Below are 16,828 nucleotides of genomic sequence, written 5' to 3'. Positions count from 1 at the left end.
TTGAGGTGATTTTATTGCAAAAGAAGATAGGAATTATAGCCTCTGATATTGAATTAAAAGAAAGAATAGAAGAATTATATAGAGAAGATGTAGAAAATGGAACTATAATAATCGACATACTTAATCTTGATTTAATGGAAAATCAAGGACGTATACTTGTTGAGAAAGGTGCTCAAGCTATAATCGGTAGAGGTGGAGGTTATAGTTTAGTAATAGACACAGTAAGTGTACCTGTAATACCCATGAATATGAAATCAACTGACCTTCTAAGAGCAATAGAAATGGCAAAGAGATATTCTAAAAAAGTAGTATTAATACTTGGAGATAATGAAGTTTCTTTTGATTATGTTGGTTGGAGAAATGTCATAAGTACTGAAATAACTGAAGAATGGTTTGAATCAAAATACGAAATAAGAAGTAAGGTTATAAAGTATAGAGACCAAAAAGATGAAGTTGTAATAGTTGGTGGAGGTTTGGCATGCTCCTTTGCAAGACAATATGGTATTGATAGTGTATTTGCAACTGCCAGTGACGAATCTATAAGAGAAGCTGTTGAGTATTGTAAGAAATTATTAGATACATTAGGCGAGGAAAAGTTTAATAATGAAGTATTGAGAAATATATTAGATGGTATAAAAGATGGAGTAATTGCTATAGATAGTAGCGGAAGTATAATTTTGTACAATGAAAGTGCAAAAAACATGCTTAAAGTAGAAAGGAAATGCGCACTTAATAAATATATTCTAGATGTATTTCCAAAAATGGGATGGCTATTAGATTGTCTACATGAAAAAGATGATGCAGAAGATAGAAAGATAAGGAATATAAACAACTTGATTGTTAATACTAGAACAACATTAATAAAAGTAGATGATAGCACTTATGGAGTTTTAGGAATAATACAAGATATAACTAAACTGCAAAATTTAGAAAGAAAAATAAGATTTGATTTAAATCAAAAAGGTCTATATGCTAGATATACTTTTGATGATTTTTTATTTAAAGATAAATTAACTAAGGAATTTATTGAAGAAGCTAAAAAAATCGGAAAAAGTGATTATACAACGCTACTTTATGGAGAAAGTGGGTCTGGTAAAGAAATTATAGCCCATAGTATACATAACATAAGCAAAAGAAAAGATAGACCTTTTGTGGCCATAAACTGTGCTACTATAGCAGAAAACTTACTTGAAAGTGAGCTTTTTGGATATGAAGAAGGTGCATTTACAGGCGCTAGGAAAGGTGGAAAAAGAGGGTTATTTGAACTTGCTCATGGAGGAACTCTTTTTCTTGATGAAATAAACAGTCTCTCATTTAATATTCAGACAAAACTATTAAGAGTAATAGAGGAACGACAAATAATGAGAATTGGTTCTGACTATATAATACCTTTGGATATTAGAATCATAGCAGCTACCAATGAATTTTTAACAGAAAAAATAGTTATGGGTACATTTAGAGCTGACTTATTTTATAGATTAAGTAGTTTAGAGATAAACATCCCTCCTTTAAGAGATAGAAGAGAAGATATAATACCATTGTTCAATAATTTTGTAAATGAAGTGCTAAAGGATGATGGTTTAAATGGAATAAACAGTATAGATGAAAATTTTGCTCTAACTAAGGATGAGATAGATGCGCTGTATAATTATAGTTGGCCTGGAAATGTGAGAGAGCTAAAAACAATAGCTCAAAAGTATGTTGTGACAGGAAAAATTAAATTAAGAAAAGAGCAAAACTTTAAGGTTAAAGAAACAGTACCTAGTTCTAGTATAGAAGAATTTAATGTTGAAACAACAGCAAGTATGGAAGCTACAGATAAAGTCATAGATATAAGTAAGATGAATGATGGTAAGATAAGTATAGATATAAAAGAAGTAAATAAATATGTTGAAGAAAAAATAATAAGCATGCTTTTTGCTCAGGGGCTTTCCAAAAATGAAGTTGCACAAGTTCTTGGAATAAGTAGAACATCCCTATGGAAAAAATATAATAAAAATATTTAGACATAATTACATATAGATTATTTTGAAGTGATGTTAATTTTTTAAAACAAATGTTAAAAAAAGTTAACATTATTTTTTTGTGGAATTTTATTTTTTCAGACAAGCACATAGATTTATAAGAAAAATAACTTAAATACTTAATTTTAGTAGTGAAAAAAATCAGAATTCTAAACAAAAGTAGTTTTACATAAAGTTAAATTTGTTGGCATGCTAATTGCTTAATATAAATGTGAGAGTAAATACAATTTTAGGGGTGATGGTATGAGTCAAAGTATGGTTGGTAAGCATGCAGTGTGGCCAAAAGAAAATGATGTTATATTTAGCTTATCTGGAAGAGCTCAAGCAGCAGAAAAAGCTTTAGGTATGGATAATGTAATAAATGCAACAATAGGCGCTCTAATGGATGACTCAGGAAAATTAATAACAATGAAAACTGTATATGATGAATATAAAGCATTAGATAACTGTGACATAGGTGCATATGCAGCTCTTGAAGGTCAGCCAGACTACTTAGAAGCAGTTAAAAAAGTATTTTTCAGAGATTACTTACCAGAAGGACATATAAGAGTATTAGCTTCACCGGGAGGAAGTGGTGCAATAAAACTAGCTGTATGGAATTATACAAATGAAGGTGACGAAGTTTTAACATCTGATTGGTTTTGGAGTCCATATGTTAGTATAGCTGAAGAAGCTAATAGAAAAGTAGTAAACTACCAATTGTTTGATGAAAATAGAAAGTTTAATTTTGATTCATTCAAAGAAAATTTTGTGAATATAGCAGAAAAACAAGGAAGAGTTTTTACAATTATAAATACACCAGCTCACAATCCAACAGGATATAGTGTTGCAGATGATGAGTGGGATAAAATATTAGACTTATCAAAAGAAGTTGCAAAAGATAAAGATAAAAAGATAATATTTTTCGTAGATTCAGCATATATTGACTTTGCAGGCGATGATGATGTATGTAGAAAATTCTTTAAGAAATTTTCTAACTTGCCTGAAAACGTTCTTGTATTAGTTGGTTTTAGTATGTCAAAAGGATTTACAGCTTATGGAATGAGAATGGGAGCTATAATTTGTATATCTTCAAGTGAAGATGTAGCTGAAGAGTTCCATTATTCATGTGTTCATTCATGTAGAGCAAACTGGTCGAATTGTAATAGAAGTGCTATGGCAGTTCTATCTAATATTGTGAATGACCCTAAAAAATTCAAAGAATATGAGGATGAAAAAGAAGTATACAAAAAAATGCTGACTAGAAGAGCAGATGTATTTGTAAAAGAAGCTGAAAGAGTAGGATTAGAAATTCTTCCATATATAGCAGGTTTCTTTGTAAGTATACCATGTGATAATCCAAGAGAAGTATGTGAAGAGTTAACTAAACACAATGTATTCGCAATTCCATTGAAAATGGGATTAAGATTTGCAGTTTGTGCAGTTTCAGAAGAAAAATGTAAGAAAGCACCAAGTATTATAAAAGAAGCACTTGAAAGTTTAGAAGTAAAAATAAATAATTAATTTCATTGAACAAATTGGGTGGACTATGAATTTAATAATTGTAGATGGAGGGAATTTTATATGAAACAATTGATGACAGGTAATGAGGCAATTGCACGTGGAGCCTATGAGGCTGGTGTTAAATATGCATCTGCATATCCAGGTACTCCAAGTACAGAAATACTAGAAAATTTAGCAACATATAAAGATGCAATAGTTGCAGAATGGGCTCCAAACGAAAAGGTAGCACTTGAGGCTGCTATAGGGGGTTCAATTGCAGGAGCAAGAACTATGGCTTCTATGAAACATGTTGGTGTAAATGTTGCAGCGGATCCAATATTTACTTATGCATATACAGGCGTAAATGGTGGTATGGTACTTATTACTGCAGATGAACCGGGAATGCATTCATCTCAAAATGAACAAGACAATAGAATGTATGCAAAGTTTGCAAAGATACCTTTATTTGAACCATCAACTAGCCAAGAAGCTAAAGATATGATAAAAGAAGCTTTTGAAGTAAGTGAAAAATACGATACACCAGTTTTATATAGAGTTACAACAAGACTCTGTCACTCAAAAGGTTTAGTAGAGTGCTATGATAGAGAAGAAGTTGAAATTAAAGAGTATGTGAAAAATGCTAAAAAAATGGTTACTGTTCCAGCAAATGCTCAAATAAGAAGAGGCGTTGTTGAAGAGAGAATGGAAATTCTTAAAAAATTCTCAAATGAAACTGACTTAAACTACTATGAAATAAATGATACAAAAATAGGTGTTATAGCTTCAGGTATGTGTTGTAATTTTGCTAAAGAAGTATTTGAAAAAAATGCATCATATATGAAGTTAGGATTTACAAATCCATTACCTTATGAAAAAATAAAAGAATTTGCAGACAAAGTAGATAAAATATATGTAATAGAAGAAAACGACCCATTTATAGAAGAACAAATAAAAGCATATGGGATAGATTGTATTGGAAAAGATGTAATACCTCCATATGGAGAAATGACACCAGATGTTTTAAGAAAAGCTATATTTGGAAAAACAAATGATACTATAGAATATAAAGCTGAATTAGTAACACCAAGACCACCAAGTTTCTGTGCAGGATGTCCACATAGAGGATTCTTCTATGAACTTGGAAAGAGAAAAAATTTAATAGTTGGTGGAGATATAGGATGTTATACTCTTGGATTTGCTCCTCCATATAATGGAATAGATTATGTTGTGTGTATGGGTTCTGCTTTTGGAACTGCACATGGTGCTCAAAAAGTTCTTAATATGAAAGAAGGAAATGAAAAGAGATTAGTAGGTGTACTTGGAGATTCAACTTTCTTCCATACAGGAATAAATGGTCTTTTAGATGTAGTTTACAATAGAGGGAACTCTATATCAGTAATATTAGACAATAGAATAACTGGAATGACAGGACATCAAGAAAATCCAGGTTCAGGATATACTTTACAAGGTGATAAAACTAAAGATGTTGACATAGAAGGATTAGTTAAAGCTTGTGGAATAGAACATGTAAGAGTTATAGACCCTAATAATCTAAAAGAAGTAAATGAAGCTTTAGATTGGGCTTTGGCTATAGAAGATGAACCATCTGTAATAATCACAAGATGGCCATGTGTACTTAAGAAATTCTCTAAAGAAGATATAGAAGAGTTTGATAATCCATTTAAAACTAAGTGTAAGGTTGACCATGATAAGTGTATAGGATGTAAATTATGCTTAAAAACTGGATGTCCAGCACTATCATTTGATAAAGAAAATAAATTATCAAATATAGATAGAAATCAGTGTGTAGGATGTGGAGTATGTTCACAAGTTTGTCCAAAACAAGCAATAGTTAAGGAGGAAAAATAATATGACTAAGAGTATACTTTTGGTAGGTGTAGGAGGTCAAGGAACTATACTTGCTAGTAAATTATTAACTATGGGATTGATGGAAGCTGGATATGATGTAAAAATGAGTGAGATACATGGTATGAGCCAAAGAGGAGGTTCAGTTTCTTCACAAGTTAGATATGGAGATTGTGTTCATTCTCCAGTTATAGAAATTGGAGGAGCAGATATCTTAGTATCTTTTGAAAAGATGGAAGCTTTAAGATGGTTTAATTATCTAAAACCAGAAGGAAAAGCTTTAGTAAATAATCATAGAATAGATTCTATGACTGTTTTAATCGGAGGAGCTGAATATCAAGAAAAAGATATAGATGCGGAATTAAATAGATTAAATACAAAAGTGATAAATGCAGCAGATAAAGCTGAAGAGTTAGGAAATGCAAAGATAATGAATGTTATTTTATTAGGATGTCTAGTTAAATCTATGGAACTAGAATCTATTGACTGGGAAAAAATTATAAGTGAAAATGTTAAACCAAAATTTGTCGAGTTAAATATAAAAGCTTTCCATGAAGGTATGGAAATGATTGGCAAATAGTTTATAATATATATAGGATAAACTATAGAAATTAATGTGAAAGGAAGAAAAGTATGACTTATAGAATATTAGCCATAAATCCAGGTTCTACTTCTACAAAAATAGGAGTATATGATGGAGAAGAACAAATTTTTGTGAAGACGATAGACCATCCAGCTGAGGAGATTGCAAAATATAATACAATTCAAGACCAATTTGAAATGCGTAAAGAGGCAGTTTTAAGTATTCTTGAAGAAAATAATATAGATTTAAAATCTCTTAGTGCAATAGTTGGAAGAGGTGGAGTTTTACCACCAGTAAAATCAGGAGCATATTTAGTAAATGAAGAAATGATTGATGTACTTAAACATAGACCAGTACTTGAGCATGCTTCAAATTTAGGAGCAGTTGTTGCACATGCAATATCAGAACCACTTGGAATAAACTCATATATCTATGATTCTGTTGCAGTAGATGAACTTATAGATATAGCAAGAGTATCTGGGCTTTGTGGAATGGATAGAGCAAGCGCAGGGCATGCACTAAATACTAGAGCAATGGCTTTAAAATATGCTAAAGATAGAGGTAAAGATTACAAGAGTTTAAACTTAATAGTAGCTCATATTGGTGGAGGAGTAAGTATTTATCTTCATGAAAAAGGAAGAATGGTTGATATGTTATCTGATGATGAAGGACCATTTTCACCAGAAAGATCAGGAAGAGTTCCTGCTACAAAATTAGTAGCTGCTTGTTATTCAGGTCAATGCTCAGAAAGAGAAATGACTAAAAAGATAAGAGGTAAAGGTGGTATAGTTTCATATTTAAATACTGTAGATGCTAGAGAAGTTGAAAAGATGATAGCAGAAGGAAATGAAGAAGCCAAAATTATTTATGAAGCAATGGCATACCAATTAGCAAAAGGGATTGGGGAACTAGCAACTGTAGTAGATGGAAAAGTTGATGCTATAATTATAACAGGTGGAATTGCATATTCTGAAATGTTTACTTCAATGGTTAAAAAGAGAGTTGAATTTATAGCACCAGTAGAAATTATGGCAGGAGAAAATGAGTTAGAATCACTTGCTTTTGGAACTCTTAGAGTGCTAAATGGAGAAGAAGAAGCTAGAATTTATAGTGAAAATTAATTAAAGTAACTAAAAATGTTTAAATACTAGAAAAGTGGTATATCTGTTTTTTACACTAAAGCTTAGAATATAGGTGGGGATGTGTAAAATATGGATTGCCACTTTTTTTATAGTTGAAATTATATATTAAAATAATGAAAAATTCTGTAAAATTTTGTACTTATATATATATTTTATTGGTATTTATTGTTATTATTATTATGGGGAGTGATTTTTAATGGGAAAAATTAATTTGAAAAGTATGATAAGGTTGTTTTCGGGTTTTTTTATATTTGCAATTTCTTCGGTGCTTATGATTAATGCACATGTTGGTCTGATGCCTTGGGATGTACTCCACCAAGGTTTATCTATAAAATTAGGTATAACTATAGGTCAGGCATCCATAATAGTAGGTGTTATAATCGTTATATTGGATGCAGTTTTTGGCGAAAATATAGGATGGGGTACCTTGTTAAATATGACTTTTATAGGAATTTTTATTGATTTAGTAATATTTTCAGGAGTGATACCTCATGCAAGTAATACGTATATAGGAGTATTTATGGTTGTTATAGGAATTATATTAGCTGCTATAGCAAGCTTTCTATATTTAGGTGTTTGTCTTGGAAGTGGTCCAAGAGATGGTCTTATGATTGCCCTTCAGAAAAAAACTAATAGGTCTGTACGTCTTGTTAGAACAATTCTTGAAATATTAGCACTTGTGGCTGGTTGGCTATTAGGAGGTTCTGTAGGAATTGGGACACTTGTAAGTGCTTTAGGGTTAGGATATGTATTACAAATAGTGTTTAGGATATTTAAGTTTGATACAAAATCTCTTAAACATAGATTCATTATAGACGACATAAAAGAGTGGAAAGAAAAGAAAAGTGATACACATGAGTGCAAATCAAGCATTGTAATAAAAAATGAACAAAATTAATTATACTAAAATATATTTATATTTTATTTAAATTTATAATGAAAGTAAGGAGATTTGAAAGTGGAATTATGGGATTTGTATAATGATGATGGAAGTAAAACAGGAAATGTTATAGAGCGAGATAATTCTATTGAAGAAGGATATTATCATTTAGCAGTTGAAGTGTGGATTGTAAATAGTAATTCTCAGATTTTAATCCAGAAAAGGTCTAAAAACAAAAAGACATTGCCAAATATATGGGGAATGACAACTGGATGTATTGTTTCTGGAGAAGAAAGTTTAGATGGTGCAATTCGTGAGGCTAAGGAAGAAATAGGAATTGATATATCTAAAGATGAGATAAAGATTTTTAGAAGTATGATTCATGGAGATACTCTTTGGGATGTATATTTAGTTAAAAAAGAGTATGATGTATCAAATGCAATTTTGCAAAAAGAAGAAGTAAGTGATATAAAATGGGTAAGTACAGGTGAAATAAGACAATTGTTAAAAGAAGGCTTATTTTTTGAATATCCAGAGATATATGACTTACTATCTGATATAGATAATGGTGATTTAAATATATAATGTAGGAAGAATTAGATATAAGTATGTATTATCTAAAATTATCTTCTCTAAAATTTAATGTTTTATTAGGGAGAATTAATACATTATTTTTAATGTTATCCTAATTAGATTTTAGAATTAGAGTAATAAGTTTGATTGTTAAGTAGTAAAAATTTGGGGAGGATTATGATGTGGAGAATAACAAAGAATTGACATCTGATAGTTCAAAATATAAGATTGTTTCTATATCTGTGGTAGTGATTATTTTAATTACATTTTGGTATATGTTAAATATGGTGCTTTTAACATTTATAATGACTTTTGTTTTTTATAATTTATTGGTTTCCATAAGAAAAAGAATTAGGAAATTATTTTCTTTCTATATTCCTGATTCATTGATAATTATAGTGTTATATTCATTATTTGCTATATTATTAGTATTGATTAGTTATGCAGTTGTGCCAATAATTATAGTTCAACTTACAGAGTTAAGCAGGATTTTAAGTAATTTTGATGTAAATCAATTTGCTCAGTCTTTAGGGCCAAAGATTTATCCTATTGTTTCAAAGTTGGATTTTAATAAGTATATTTCACAGGCAGGGTTGTTAATAGCATCGGCAGCAACCAAAGTTGGAAGTTTTGGGGTAAATATATTACTAGCTTTTTTACTGAGTTTACTGCTTTTACTTGAAAAAAATGATATTAAAAAATTTGGAAATAAACTTGCAGAAAGTAAGATATCTTTCATCTATAATTCTCTTGTATTTTTTGTAAAAAGTTTTGTAAAAAATTTTGGTGATGTAATGAAAGTACAAGTAATGATTGCATTTATAAATTCTATTGTTTCTATGATTTTTTTAGGATTTATGGGTTTTCCTCAAATATGGGCTTTAGGGCTTATGATTTTTGTTTTGGGTCTTATTCCAGTAGCTGGAGTTATAGTGTCTCTAATTCCATTAACAGTAATAGCACTTAATATAGGAGGGGTAGCAAAAGTATTTGGTGTTTTGGCTATGATTTGTATAGTGCATGCAGTGGAAACATATATATTAAATCCTAAGTTGATGTCAAATAGAACAAAACTTCCAGTTTGCTTTGTTTTCATTATTTTACTTGTGGGAGAGCATTATTTAGGTGTATGGGGATTATTAATTGGAGTTCCAATATTTATGTTCCTTATGGATATATTTGGTGTGAAGTTTACCTCAAGATGATAACTTATATGATGTTAATTTACTAATACATAGTGATTTAATTGTAAAAAAGAACCTATAATAGATATCTTTTAAAAGGTGTCTGTTTTATAGGTTCCATTTTATTTTTTATAAACACTATATAGTTAAGTATCAATGAAATTATTTCATTTCAAAAGTTTCACAGCTTGCATTTCCTGAGTTTATATGAACTTTTTCAGCTTTGCAAAGTTCATTTTTGTTGTATTTACATTTTACAGCCTCACAGTGAATATTATCTGTATCAACTTGGTTAGTGTCATTAGAACGACTAGTTATACCAGATGTATATTTGTCTTCAAAAGAAGCACAATAAGTATTTCCTGTAGTAGTTGCTTGCATTCCATCTACTTTTATGCTACCAGCATAACAATATCCACTAGTATTATAAGCACAGTTAGTAGCGTCACAATTTAAATTATTATTTTTCATAAATAACCTCCTAAGTTTTTTATTTAAACTTATTATGTGAAGTTATTTAAATTTTATACACTTATTTACAATTACATTTCTTACATTTAACAATTACATCTTCAGAAGTTTCTCTTCCTAAATTTTTATTAACATGATACACATCAATATTTTCAGTTGAACCACATATAGAACATTTAAAGTTATTTTCTAGTAAAGCTCTTTCTCTAAACAACTTCCAATACATAGAATTAATATAATCATTATAGTTTACCTTAAGGCATGTTTCAAGAAAGTTTATGTATAGATTGTCTAAGTCTCCTGTATTTAAGTCTGTATATTCTGGTTCAAAATATTCACAGCATCCTCTAAAATCAGGTTTGGTATCTGAAATAACACATTTAATATCATATCTGTAATCTAGGCTAGGCCCCTTCAATGAAAGGTGTGTACAAAAAGAACAAGATGTTTCTGGTAAATTTTTTTCTAGTTCATGTAATTTATTATTCATAAGTATTCCTCCAAAAAATTATTTTGAGTATATAAACAAGTAGATTATTTTAAATCTTTTATTTATTTATATTAGATATATAGGATAAATATTCCAATAAAAGGTATCTGTTTATTTATTAATGTGTCTAATAAAAAAGAGGCTAATCTCTATTTTGAGACAGCCTCTTTTTATTGAGTTATTTAAAATTAAAAGTTTTAATAAAAATCTAATAATATTTATATTTAGCTAGCTAGATTTGTATCCGTTTTGTTTTTTAGTTTTCTACCATAGTATACAGTTAAAACCGCATATAAGACAGTAAAAATGGTAGCTAAAATATATGATATGTTTATACTTAGGTTGAATCCAATTTGAGCATTGAATATATAACTAGAAATTACAAAAGAATAAAACATACCTGGGATTAAGCTTATGATATAATTTTTTTCTTTGATTATAAGATAAACTGTAATCATAGCAAATGCGAATATAGCAATAGTTTGGTTACTCCAAGAAAAATATCTCCATAATATATTAAATCCAGAAGCGCTAAGTTTTGCAAATATAAGGATGGCTATAACAGGAATAAATATACAGATTGATAATATAACACGATGCTTCTTTTCTTTTTGGTCATAATGGAAGTAATCTGCAAGCATTAATCTTAAAGATCTTAAAGCTGTATCTCCAGAAGTTATTGGTAAAACAATAACACCTATTATAGCTATAATACCGCCAACAGAACCAAGTAAGTCTCTAGCAACTAAACCTATTACATCAGGAGAACCTATTAATTCACTAGGTATTCCTTTATTGTAAATACCCATAGCAGCTGCAGCCCAAATCATTGCAATTAAACCTTCTAAAATCATCATATTATAAAAAGTGCTCTTACCTTCTTTTTCACTTGAAACTGATCTTGCTATAAGAGTAGCTTGAGTTGAGTGGAATCCAGAAACAATACCACAAGCAACTGTAACAAAGAATGTAGGGATAAGAGGAATTCCATTAGGATGGATGCCCTTCCAGTTTGCTAGGCTTAAATTAGCCAAGTCATAACCTTGTGTAAATATTCCAATTCCAACGCCAGCAGCAGATAAAAGTAGAATGGCTCCAAATATTGGATATATTTTTCCTATTATTTTATCAATTGGAAATAGTGTTGCACATAAATAATATACAAAGATGATTCCATAAACTATCCAAACGACTGGATTATTGATAGTTGATTTCATATTTAAAATTTGAGTAACTACCAAATCTCCAGGTGTATAAATAAAAACTGCACCAACTAAAAGCATTAATAAGCAAAGGAAGATATTATAAACTTGAAAGACCTTATTACCTAAAAATCTGCTGATAAGAGAAGGCATCTGTGCTCCTTTTTCTCTTATACTAATCATTCCACTCATATAGTCATGTAAAGCTCCCCCCAATACACAACCAATAGGAATTAGTATAAATGCAATTGGACCAAATAAAATACCTTGTATAGGTCCTAAAATCGGTCCTGTACCAGCTATATTAAGCAACTCAATAAGACTATTTTTCCATTTTTTCATTGGAACATAGTCTACTCCATCACTTTGAGCAAGTGCAGGTGTTTTTCTGTCATCTGGGCCAAATACTTTTTCACAATAAGCGCCGTATAAAGCACCTCCTATTAGTAAAATAGCCAAACCAATTAAGAATGTTGTCATAACATCACCCCATTTATAAATTTTTTTTTGGATTCTGTATACATATTGTCTGAATGTGTAAGTTTTTATAAGATTTTATACTTAAAGTGCTTACAAATTCTATAAAGTATTAAAACTAATATAATTTCAGAAATAAATACATATACATAATCATGCACTTAGTATACATGTATTTGGAAAAAATTTCAATATTATAACAAGAAAGAATATAAAAAATATTCTGATAATATTCTACAAAAAATTAAAAAATACAAAAAAATAATTTAAATAGCTATGAAAAAATGATAAATCAATTGATAGTGTAAGTGTCTATATCTTAACAATATTAAGAGGTCTAAAATTCTTGAAGAAAAAATAGTCAAGTGATATAATGAATTTACAGGTGTATATACACTAGTACATATAGAAAGCGGTGCAATTATGGATAAAGATTTAACATATCAAATCAAAGAGCTAAAGAAAGAAAAAAATGCAATAATACTTGCTCATTTTTATCAACCACCAGAAATACAAGAATTAGCAGATGCAGTTGGAGATTCGTATTACTTAAGTGAAATTGCTAGAGATTGTAAAGAAGAAGTGGTTGTATTTTGTGGTGTGAGATTTATGGGAGAAAGTGCTAAGATATTATCACCTGAAAAAACTGTATTGATGCCAGTAAGTAACGCTGGATGTGCTATGGCAGATATGGTAGATGAAGAAGGCGTGATAAAACTAAAACAACAGTATCCAAATGCTTTGGTTGTATGTTATATAAACTCTACAGCTAAAGTTAAAGCACATTGTGATGTTTCAGTTACATCATCTAGTGCAATTAAAATATTAGAAAACATAGATAATAAAGAAATTATATTCCTTCCAGACAAGAACCTAGGAGGATATATTGCAGAAAAATTCCCTAATAAAGAATTTATATTTTGGGATGGATATTGTAAATATCACAACAATATAAAAATTGAAGAAATAATTGAATTGAAAGAAAAGTATAAAGATGCAGAAGTATTGGTACATCCAGAATGTAAAAAAGAAATAAGAGACTTAGGAGATTATGTAGGGAGTACATCAGGAATAATAAAATATGCTACTAACAGCAAAAATACAGATTTTATAATAGCAACTGAAGAGGGTATCTTACATGAATTAAAGAAAAACAATCCTAATAAAAATTTTTATATTCCAGGTGGAAGAATACTATGTACAGATATGAAAAAAACGACATTAGAGAATTTGTATAGTACTCTTAAAAATATGGAAAACGAAGTTATTGTAGAAGATGAAATTATGGAAAAAGCTTTAAGTTCACTGCTTAATATGCACAGATTAGCAGAAGGATAGAGGGATAGACTTATGAATTTAGAACAGGATGTTTTAATAATTGGAAGTGGTGTTTCGGGATTATATTGTGCATTAAATTTGGATAAAAATTTAAATGTGTTAGTAGTATCAAAATCTACAATTGAAAACAATAATACATATCTTGCACAAGGTGGAATTTCGACTGCTAGAAATATTGATGATATAGAGTCTTTTGTAGAAGATACAATGAAGGCTGGTCAGTATAAAAATAGGGTCGAAGCAGTCAAAGTTCTTGCAGATGAATCTATAGAAAATGTAGGTCAAATAGTAGACTATGGTATGCCTTTAGACAAAGAAAATGGAGAGATAGATTATACAAGAGAGGGAGCTCATAGCGTAAATAGAATAGTTCATAGCAAAGATAATACAGGAGAGGTTGTTTTTAAGACTCTATTAAAAGAAGCTAAAACTAGAGAAAATATAACTCTTATAGAAGATGCTTATCTTTTAGATATATTAAAAGATGGTAATAAGTGTGTAGGAGCTAGAATTTTTAAGTCTCAAAAAGAAATTCATATCTTTTCAAAGGTAGTAGTTTTAGCTACAGGTGGAATTGGTGGACTTTTTAAAAATTCTACTAATCAAAGACACCTTACAGGTGATGGAATTGCCATAGCATTAAGAAATAATATTAAAATAGAAAATTTAGAATATATTCAAATACACCCAACAGCTTTCTATGAAGAAAATAGTGAAGGCAGAAGGATGCTTATATCTGAATCTTTAAGAGGAGAAGGAGCTAAACTTTTAAACAAAAACAAAGAAAGATTTGTAGATGAACTTCTTCCAAGAGATGTAGTTTCAAAAGCTATTTTTGAACAAATGGAAAAAGATGATTTACCTTATGTATACTTAGATGCAACACACTTAGATAGTGAATATTTAATCAATAGATTTTCTTTTATATACAATGAATGTTTAAATAGAGGAACAGATATAACCAAAGAATACATAAAGGTATCTCCTGCACAACATTATTTTATGGGGGGAATACATGTTGATTTAGATTCAAAAACATCTATGGAGAACCTATATGCAGTAGGTGAAATTAGTTGTACAGGTGTTCATGGAGCTAATCGACTAGCAAGCAATTCACTACTTGAAGGTCTTGTATTTTCAAAAAGAGCAGCTAAAAATATAAACTCAGTTATAGGTAGTATAGAAGTGAAGTTTATAGATGTACCAAATATAGATGTGGATGTGGAAAAAGTAAAGGAAGAGAATAAAATATTAGTTATAAAAGAAATAGAAAGAACAAGTGAGGATTTTGGTGATGAATTATTTGATTATTGATAAAATGATACAAGATGCTTTAATAGAAGATGTTCCAAGTGAGGATATAACAACTAATTCTATTGTAGATGAAAATTCTAAGTCTACTGTAGATTTAATTTGTAAACAAGATGGTATAATAGCAGGTTTAGGTGTGTTTAAAAGGGTTTTTGAAATACTTGGAGATGTAGAGATAGAGTTGTATAAAAATGATGGCGATAGGGTAAATAATGGTGAAAAGATAGCTGTATTAACTGGAAATACTAGAAACTTACTTGTGGGAGAACGTGTAGCTTTAAATTATTTACAAAGAATGAGCGGAATAGCTACTACTACAAGCATGTATGTGGAAAAACTTGAAGGTACAAATACTAAACTATTGGATAGTAGAAAAACAATACCTAATCTTAGAATTTTAGATAAATATTCTGTAAAAGTAGGTGGAGGATGCAATCATAGATTTAATTTATCTGATGGAATATTACTCAAAGATAATCATATTGGAGCTGCAGGTAGTGTTAAAAATGCAGTTGAATTAGCTAGAAAAAACACTTCTTTTGTCAGAAAAATAGAGGTAGAAGTGGAAACTCTAGAGATGGTAAAAGAAGCTATAGAGGCTAAAGCAGATATAATAATGTTAGATAATATGAATTTGGAGACAGCAAAAAAGGCTGTAGAAATGATAGATGGGAGAGCAGTTGTAGAGTTTTCTGGAAATGTAAATTTAGATACAATAGAATCTATAGGAAAAATTGGTGTTGATGTTGTCTCTGTGGGAGCGCTTACACACTCAGTAAAAGCTCTTGATATAAGTATGAAAAACTTAAGAAATATATAAAAAAGTATTAAAATAGATTTAATTTAATAATATGATAAATAATTAAAATAGATTACTTAAATAAGTTAGATAAATTTAAGTAATCTATTTTTTATTTATTAAAGTTAACTGAAAAGACAAAATAATAAAAAAGTAATTGAATAAATATAGATAAACGCTATATACAACTTTCATAATATAGTTATTATCAATTTTACAGATAAATACGAATAAACTTATAATATAATTACATATGTAAAATTTTGTATAAAATTTAGATGAAAAAGTATAGGGGGAATAAAAATGAAAGTAGCTTATATTTTTAGTAGTACTAACGCACATAAAATTCTAGACAAAATGATAATACCACAATTAGAACAAGGAACTCATGGAGTAGATGTCTTAGGTATGTTTTTCTTTATGGATAACACCTTATTTTTGTCTAAAGATAATCCAGTAGGAGAAAGATTAAGTAAATTACATGAAAAGACAGATATGATAATAATGGCTTGTGACCAGTGTGCTATAGAAAGAGGTATAGAGGATAACTTGGTTGATGGAGCTACAATTGGATGTTTCCCAAATTTATATGCTTGTTTAGGTGGTGCAGGTGTGGACCAAGTTATAACATTATAAAATCTTGAGGTATACAATCCATAGAAAAAATTTTCTGTGGATTATTTTAAGTAAAAGATAAATTGTTTAGAGTAGGGGATGGACAAATGGCTAAAATTTTAGTTGAATTCATAAATACTTGACCATCTTGTGATGAGCATGGAGTGTTTATAAAAAAAATATCTGAGAAGTATACTGATAAATTAGACGTAAAACTTTACCAAGCAGGTAAGGATTTCTCATATGTCAAGAAGTATGGAATCATAACAAAAGGAACATTGATAATAAACCAAAAAAAGAAGTACGATAGATTAAATAAAGATACCATCGAAAAAGCAATAGTAGAAGCTATAAATAATAGTTAAAAGTTTAAAAATTAGGAGCAGTAAAA

Annotated in this window: 16 protein-coding genes; 13 read left to right on the top strand and 3 right to left on the bottom strand. The window is 29.4% G+C overall.

Annotation, left to right across the window (positions count from 1 at the left end; all coding sequences use genetic code 11):
- The first annotated feature begins 5 nt into the window (after positions 1-5).
- The 8 genes from KGF41_RS00895 (at position 6) to KGF41_RS00860 (ending at position 9,755) form a co-directional block, all read left to right on the top strand.
- Entirely contained in the window at positions 6-2,006 is a 2,001-nt protein-coding gene (locus KGF41_RS00895; protein WP_227856265.1) for a sigma 54-interacting transcriptional regulator, read from the top strand.
- A gap of 261 nt (positions 2,007-2,267) precedes the next feature.
- Positions 2,268-3,527, top strand: coding sequence for an aminotransferase class I/II-fold pyridoxal phosphate-dependent enzyme (locus KGF41_RS00890; protein WP_227856264.1), 1,260 nt, complete (start codon positions 2,268-2,270; stop codon positions 3,525-3,527).
- Between the two features lie 60 nt (positions 3,528-3,587).
- A complete protein-coding gene (gene iorA, locus KGF41_RS00885; protein WP_227829282.1) occupies positions 3,588-5,375 on the top strand; it encodes an indolepyruvate ferredoxin oxidoreductase subunit alpha in 1,788 nt (595 codons plus the stop codon).
- Between the two features lies 1 nt (position 5,376).
- Positions 5,377-5,952 (top strand): indolepyruvate oxidoreductase subunit beta, encoded by a 576-nt coding sequence (locus tag KGF41_RS00880; RefSeq protein WP_227829281.1) that lies wholly within the window; start codon positions 5,377-5,379, stop codon positions 5,950-5,952.
- Between the two features lie 53 nt (positions 5,953-6,005).
- Positions 6,006-7,076: a butyrate kinase gene (gene buk, locus KGF41_RS00875; protein ID WP_227829280.1), complete on the top strand. Its 1,071-nt coding sequence runs from the start codon at positions 6,006-6,008 to the stop codon at positions 7,074-7,076.
- Positions 7,077-7,293: 217 nt separating this feature from the next.
- Positions 7,294-7,995 carry a YczE/YyaS/YitT family protein gene (locus KGF41_RS00870; protein WP_227829279.1) on the top strand — a complete coding sequence of 234 codons (702 nt, stop codon included), beginning with the start codon at positions 7,294-7,296 and terminating at the stop codon, positions 7,993-7,995.
- A gap of 60 nt (positions 7,996-8,055) precedes the next feature.
- On the top strand, positions 8,056-8,562 hold the full coding sequence (locus tag KGF41_RS00865) for an NUDIX hydrolase (RefSeq protein ID WP_227829278.1): 507 nt from the start codon (positions 8,056-8,058) through the stop codon (positions 8,560-8,562).
- A gap of 170 nt (positions 8,563-8,732) precedes the next feature.
- Positions 8,733-9,755: an AI-2E family transporter gene (locus KGF41_RS00860; RefSeq protein ID WP_227829277.1), complete on the top strand. Its 1,023-nt coding sequence runs from the start codon at positions 8,733-8,735 to the stop codon at positions 9,753-9,755.
- A 141-nt stretch (positions 9,756-9,896) separates the two neighbouring features.
- Here the strand turns inward: KGF41_RS00860 and KGF41_RS00855 are convergent, their stop codons facing one another.
- The 3 genes from KGF41_RS00855 to KGF41_RS00845 all read right to left on the bottom strand — a co-directional run bounded on the left by KGF41_RS00855 (position 9,897) and on the right by KGF41_RS00845 (position 12,377).
- On the bottom strand, positions 9,897-10,205 hold the full coding sequence (locus tag KGF41_RS00855; protein ID WP_021385244.1) for a DUF1540 domain-containing protein: 309 nt from the start codon (positions 10,203-10,205) through the stop codon (positions 9,897-9,899).
- Between the two features lie 61 nt (positions 10,206-10,266).
- Positions 10,267-10,695 (bottom strand): hypothetical protein, encoded by a 429-nt coding sequence (locus KGF41_RS00850; RefSeq protein WP_227829276.1) that lies wholly within the window; start codon positions 10,693-10,695, stop codon positions 10,267-10,269.
- A 224-nt stretch (positions 10,696-10,919) separates the two neighbouring features.
- Entirely contained in the window at positions 10,920-12,377 is a 1,458-nt protein-coding gene (locus tag KGF41_RS00845; RefSeq protein ID WP_227829275.1) for a carbon starvation protein A, read from the bottom strand.
- 420 nt (positions 12,378-12,797) lie between these two features.
- Between KGF41_RS00845 and nadA the strand changes: the two genes are divergently transcribed.
- The 5 genes from nadA (at position 12,798) to saoT (ending at position 16,802) form a co-directional block, all read left to right on the top strand.
- Positions 12,798-13,712 carry a quinolinate synthase NadA gene (nadA, locus tag KGF41_RS00840; protein ID WP_227829274.1) on the top strand — a complete coding sequence of 305 codons (915 nt, stop codon included), beginning with the start codon at positions 12,798-12,800 and terminating at the stop codon, positions 13,710-13,712.
- Between the two features lie 12 nt (positions 13,713-13,724).
- Positions 13,725-15,026 carry an L-aspartate oxidase gene (locus KGF41_RS00835; RefSeq protein WP_227829273.1) on the top strand — a complete coding sequence of 434 codons (1,302 nt, stop codon included), beginning with the start codon at positions 13,725-13,727 and terminating at the stop codon, positions 15,024-15,026.
- Positions 15,007-15,843, top strand: coding sequence for a carboxylating nicotinate-nucleotide diphosphorylase (gene nadC / locus KGF41_RS00830; RefSeq protein WP_227829272.1), 837 nt, complete (start codon positions 15,007-15,009; stop codon positions 15,841-15,843). The genes KGF41_RS00835 and nadC overlap by 20 nt, the downstream gene beginning before the upstream one ends.
- 282 nt (positions 15,844-16,125) lie before the next feature.
- Positions 16,126-16,458 (top strand): DsrE-related protein SaoD, encoded by a 333-nt coding sequence (gene saoD / locus KGF41_RS00825; protein WP_227829271.1) that lies wholly within the window; start codon positions 16,126-16,128, stop codon positions 16,456-16,458.
- A gap of 86 nt (positions 16,459-16,544) precedes the next feature.
- Positions 16,545-16,802 (top strand): thioredoxin-like (seleno)protein SaoT, encoded by a 258-nt coding sequence (gene saoT / locus KGF41_RS00820; RefSeq protein WP_255287729.1) that lies wholly within the window; start codon positions 16,545-16,547, stop codon positions 16,800-16,802.
- The last annotated feature ends 26 nt before the right edge of the window (positions 16,803-16,828 follow it).

It is taken from the genome of Clostridioides sp. ZZV14-6150, assembly GCF_020657875.1.
Classification (GTDB): Bacteria; Bacillota; Clostridia; order Peptostreptococcales; family Peptostreptococcaceae; genus Clostridioides.
This window is presented reverse-complemented; position numbering and strand designations above follow the sequence as displayed.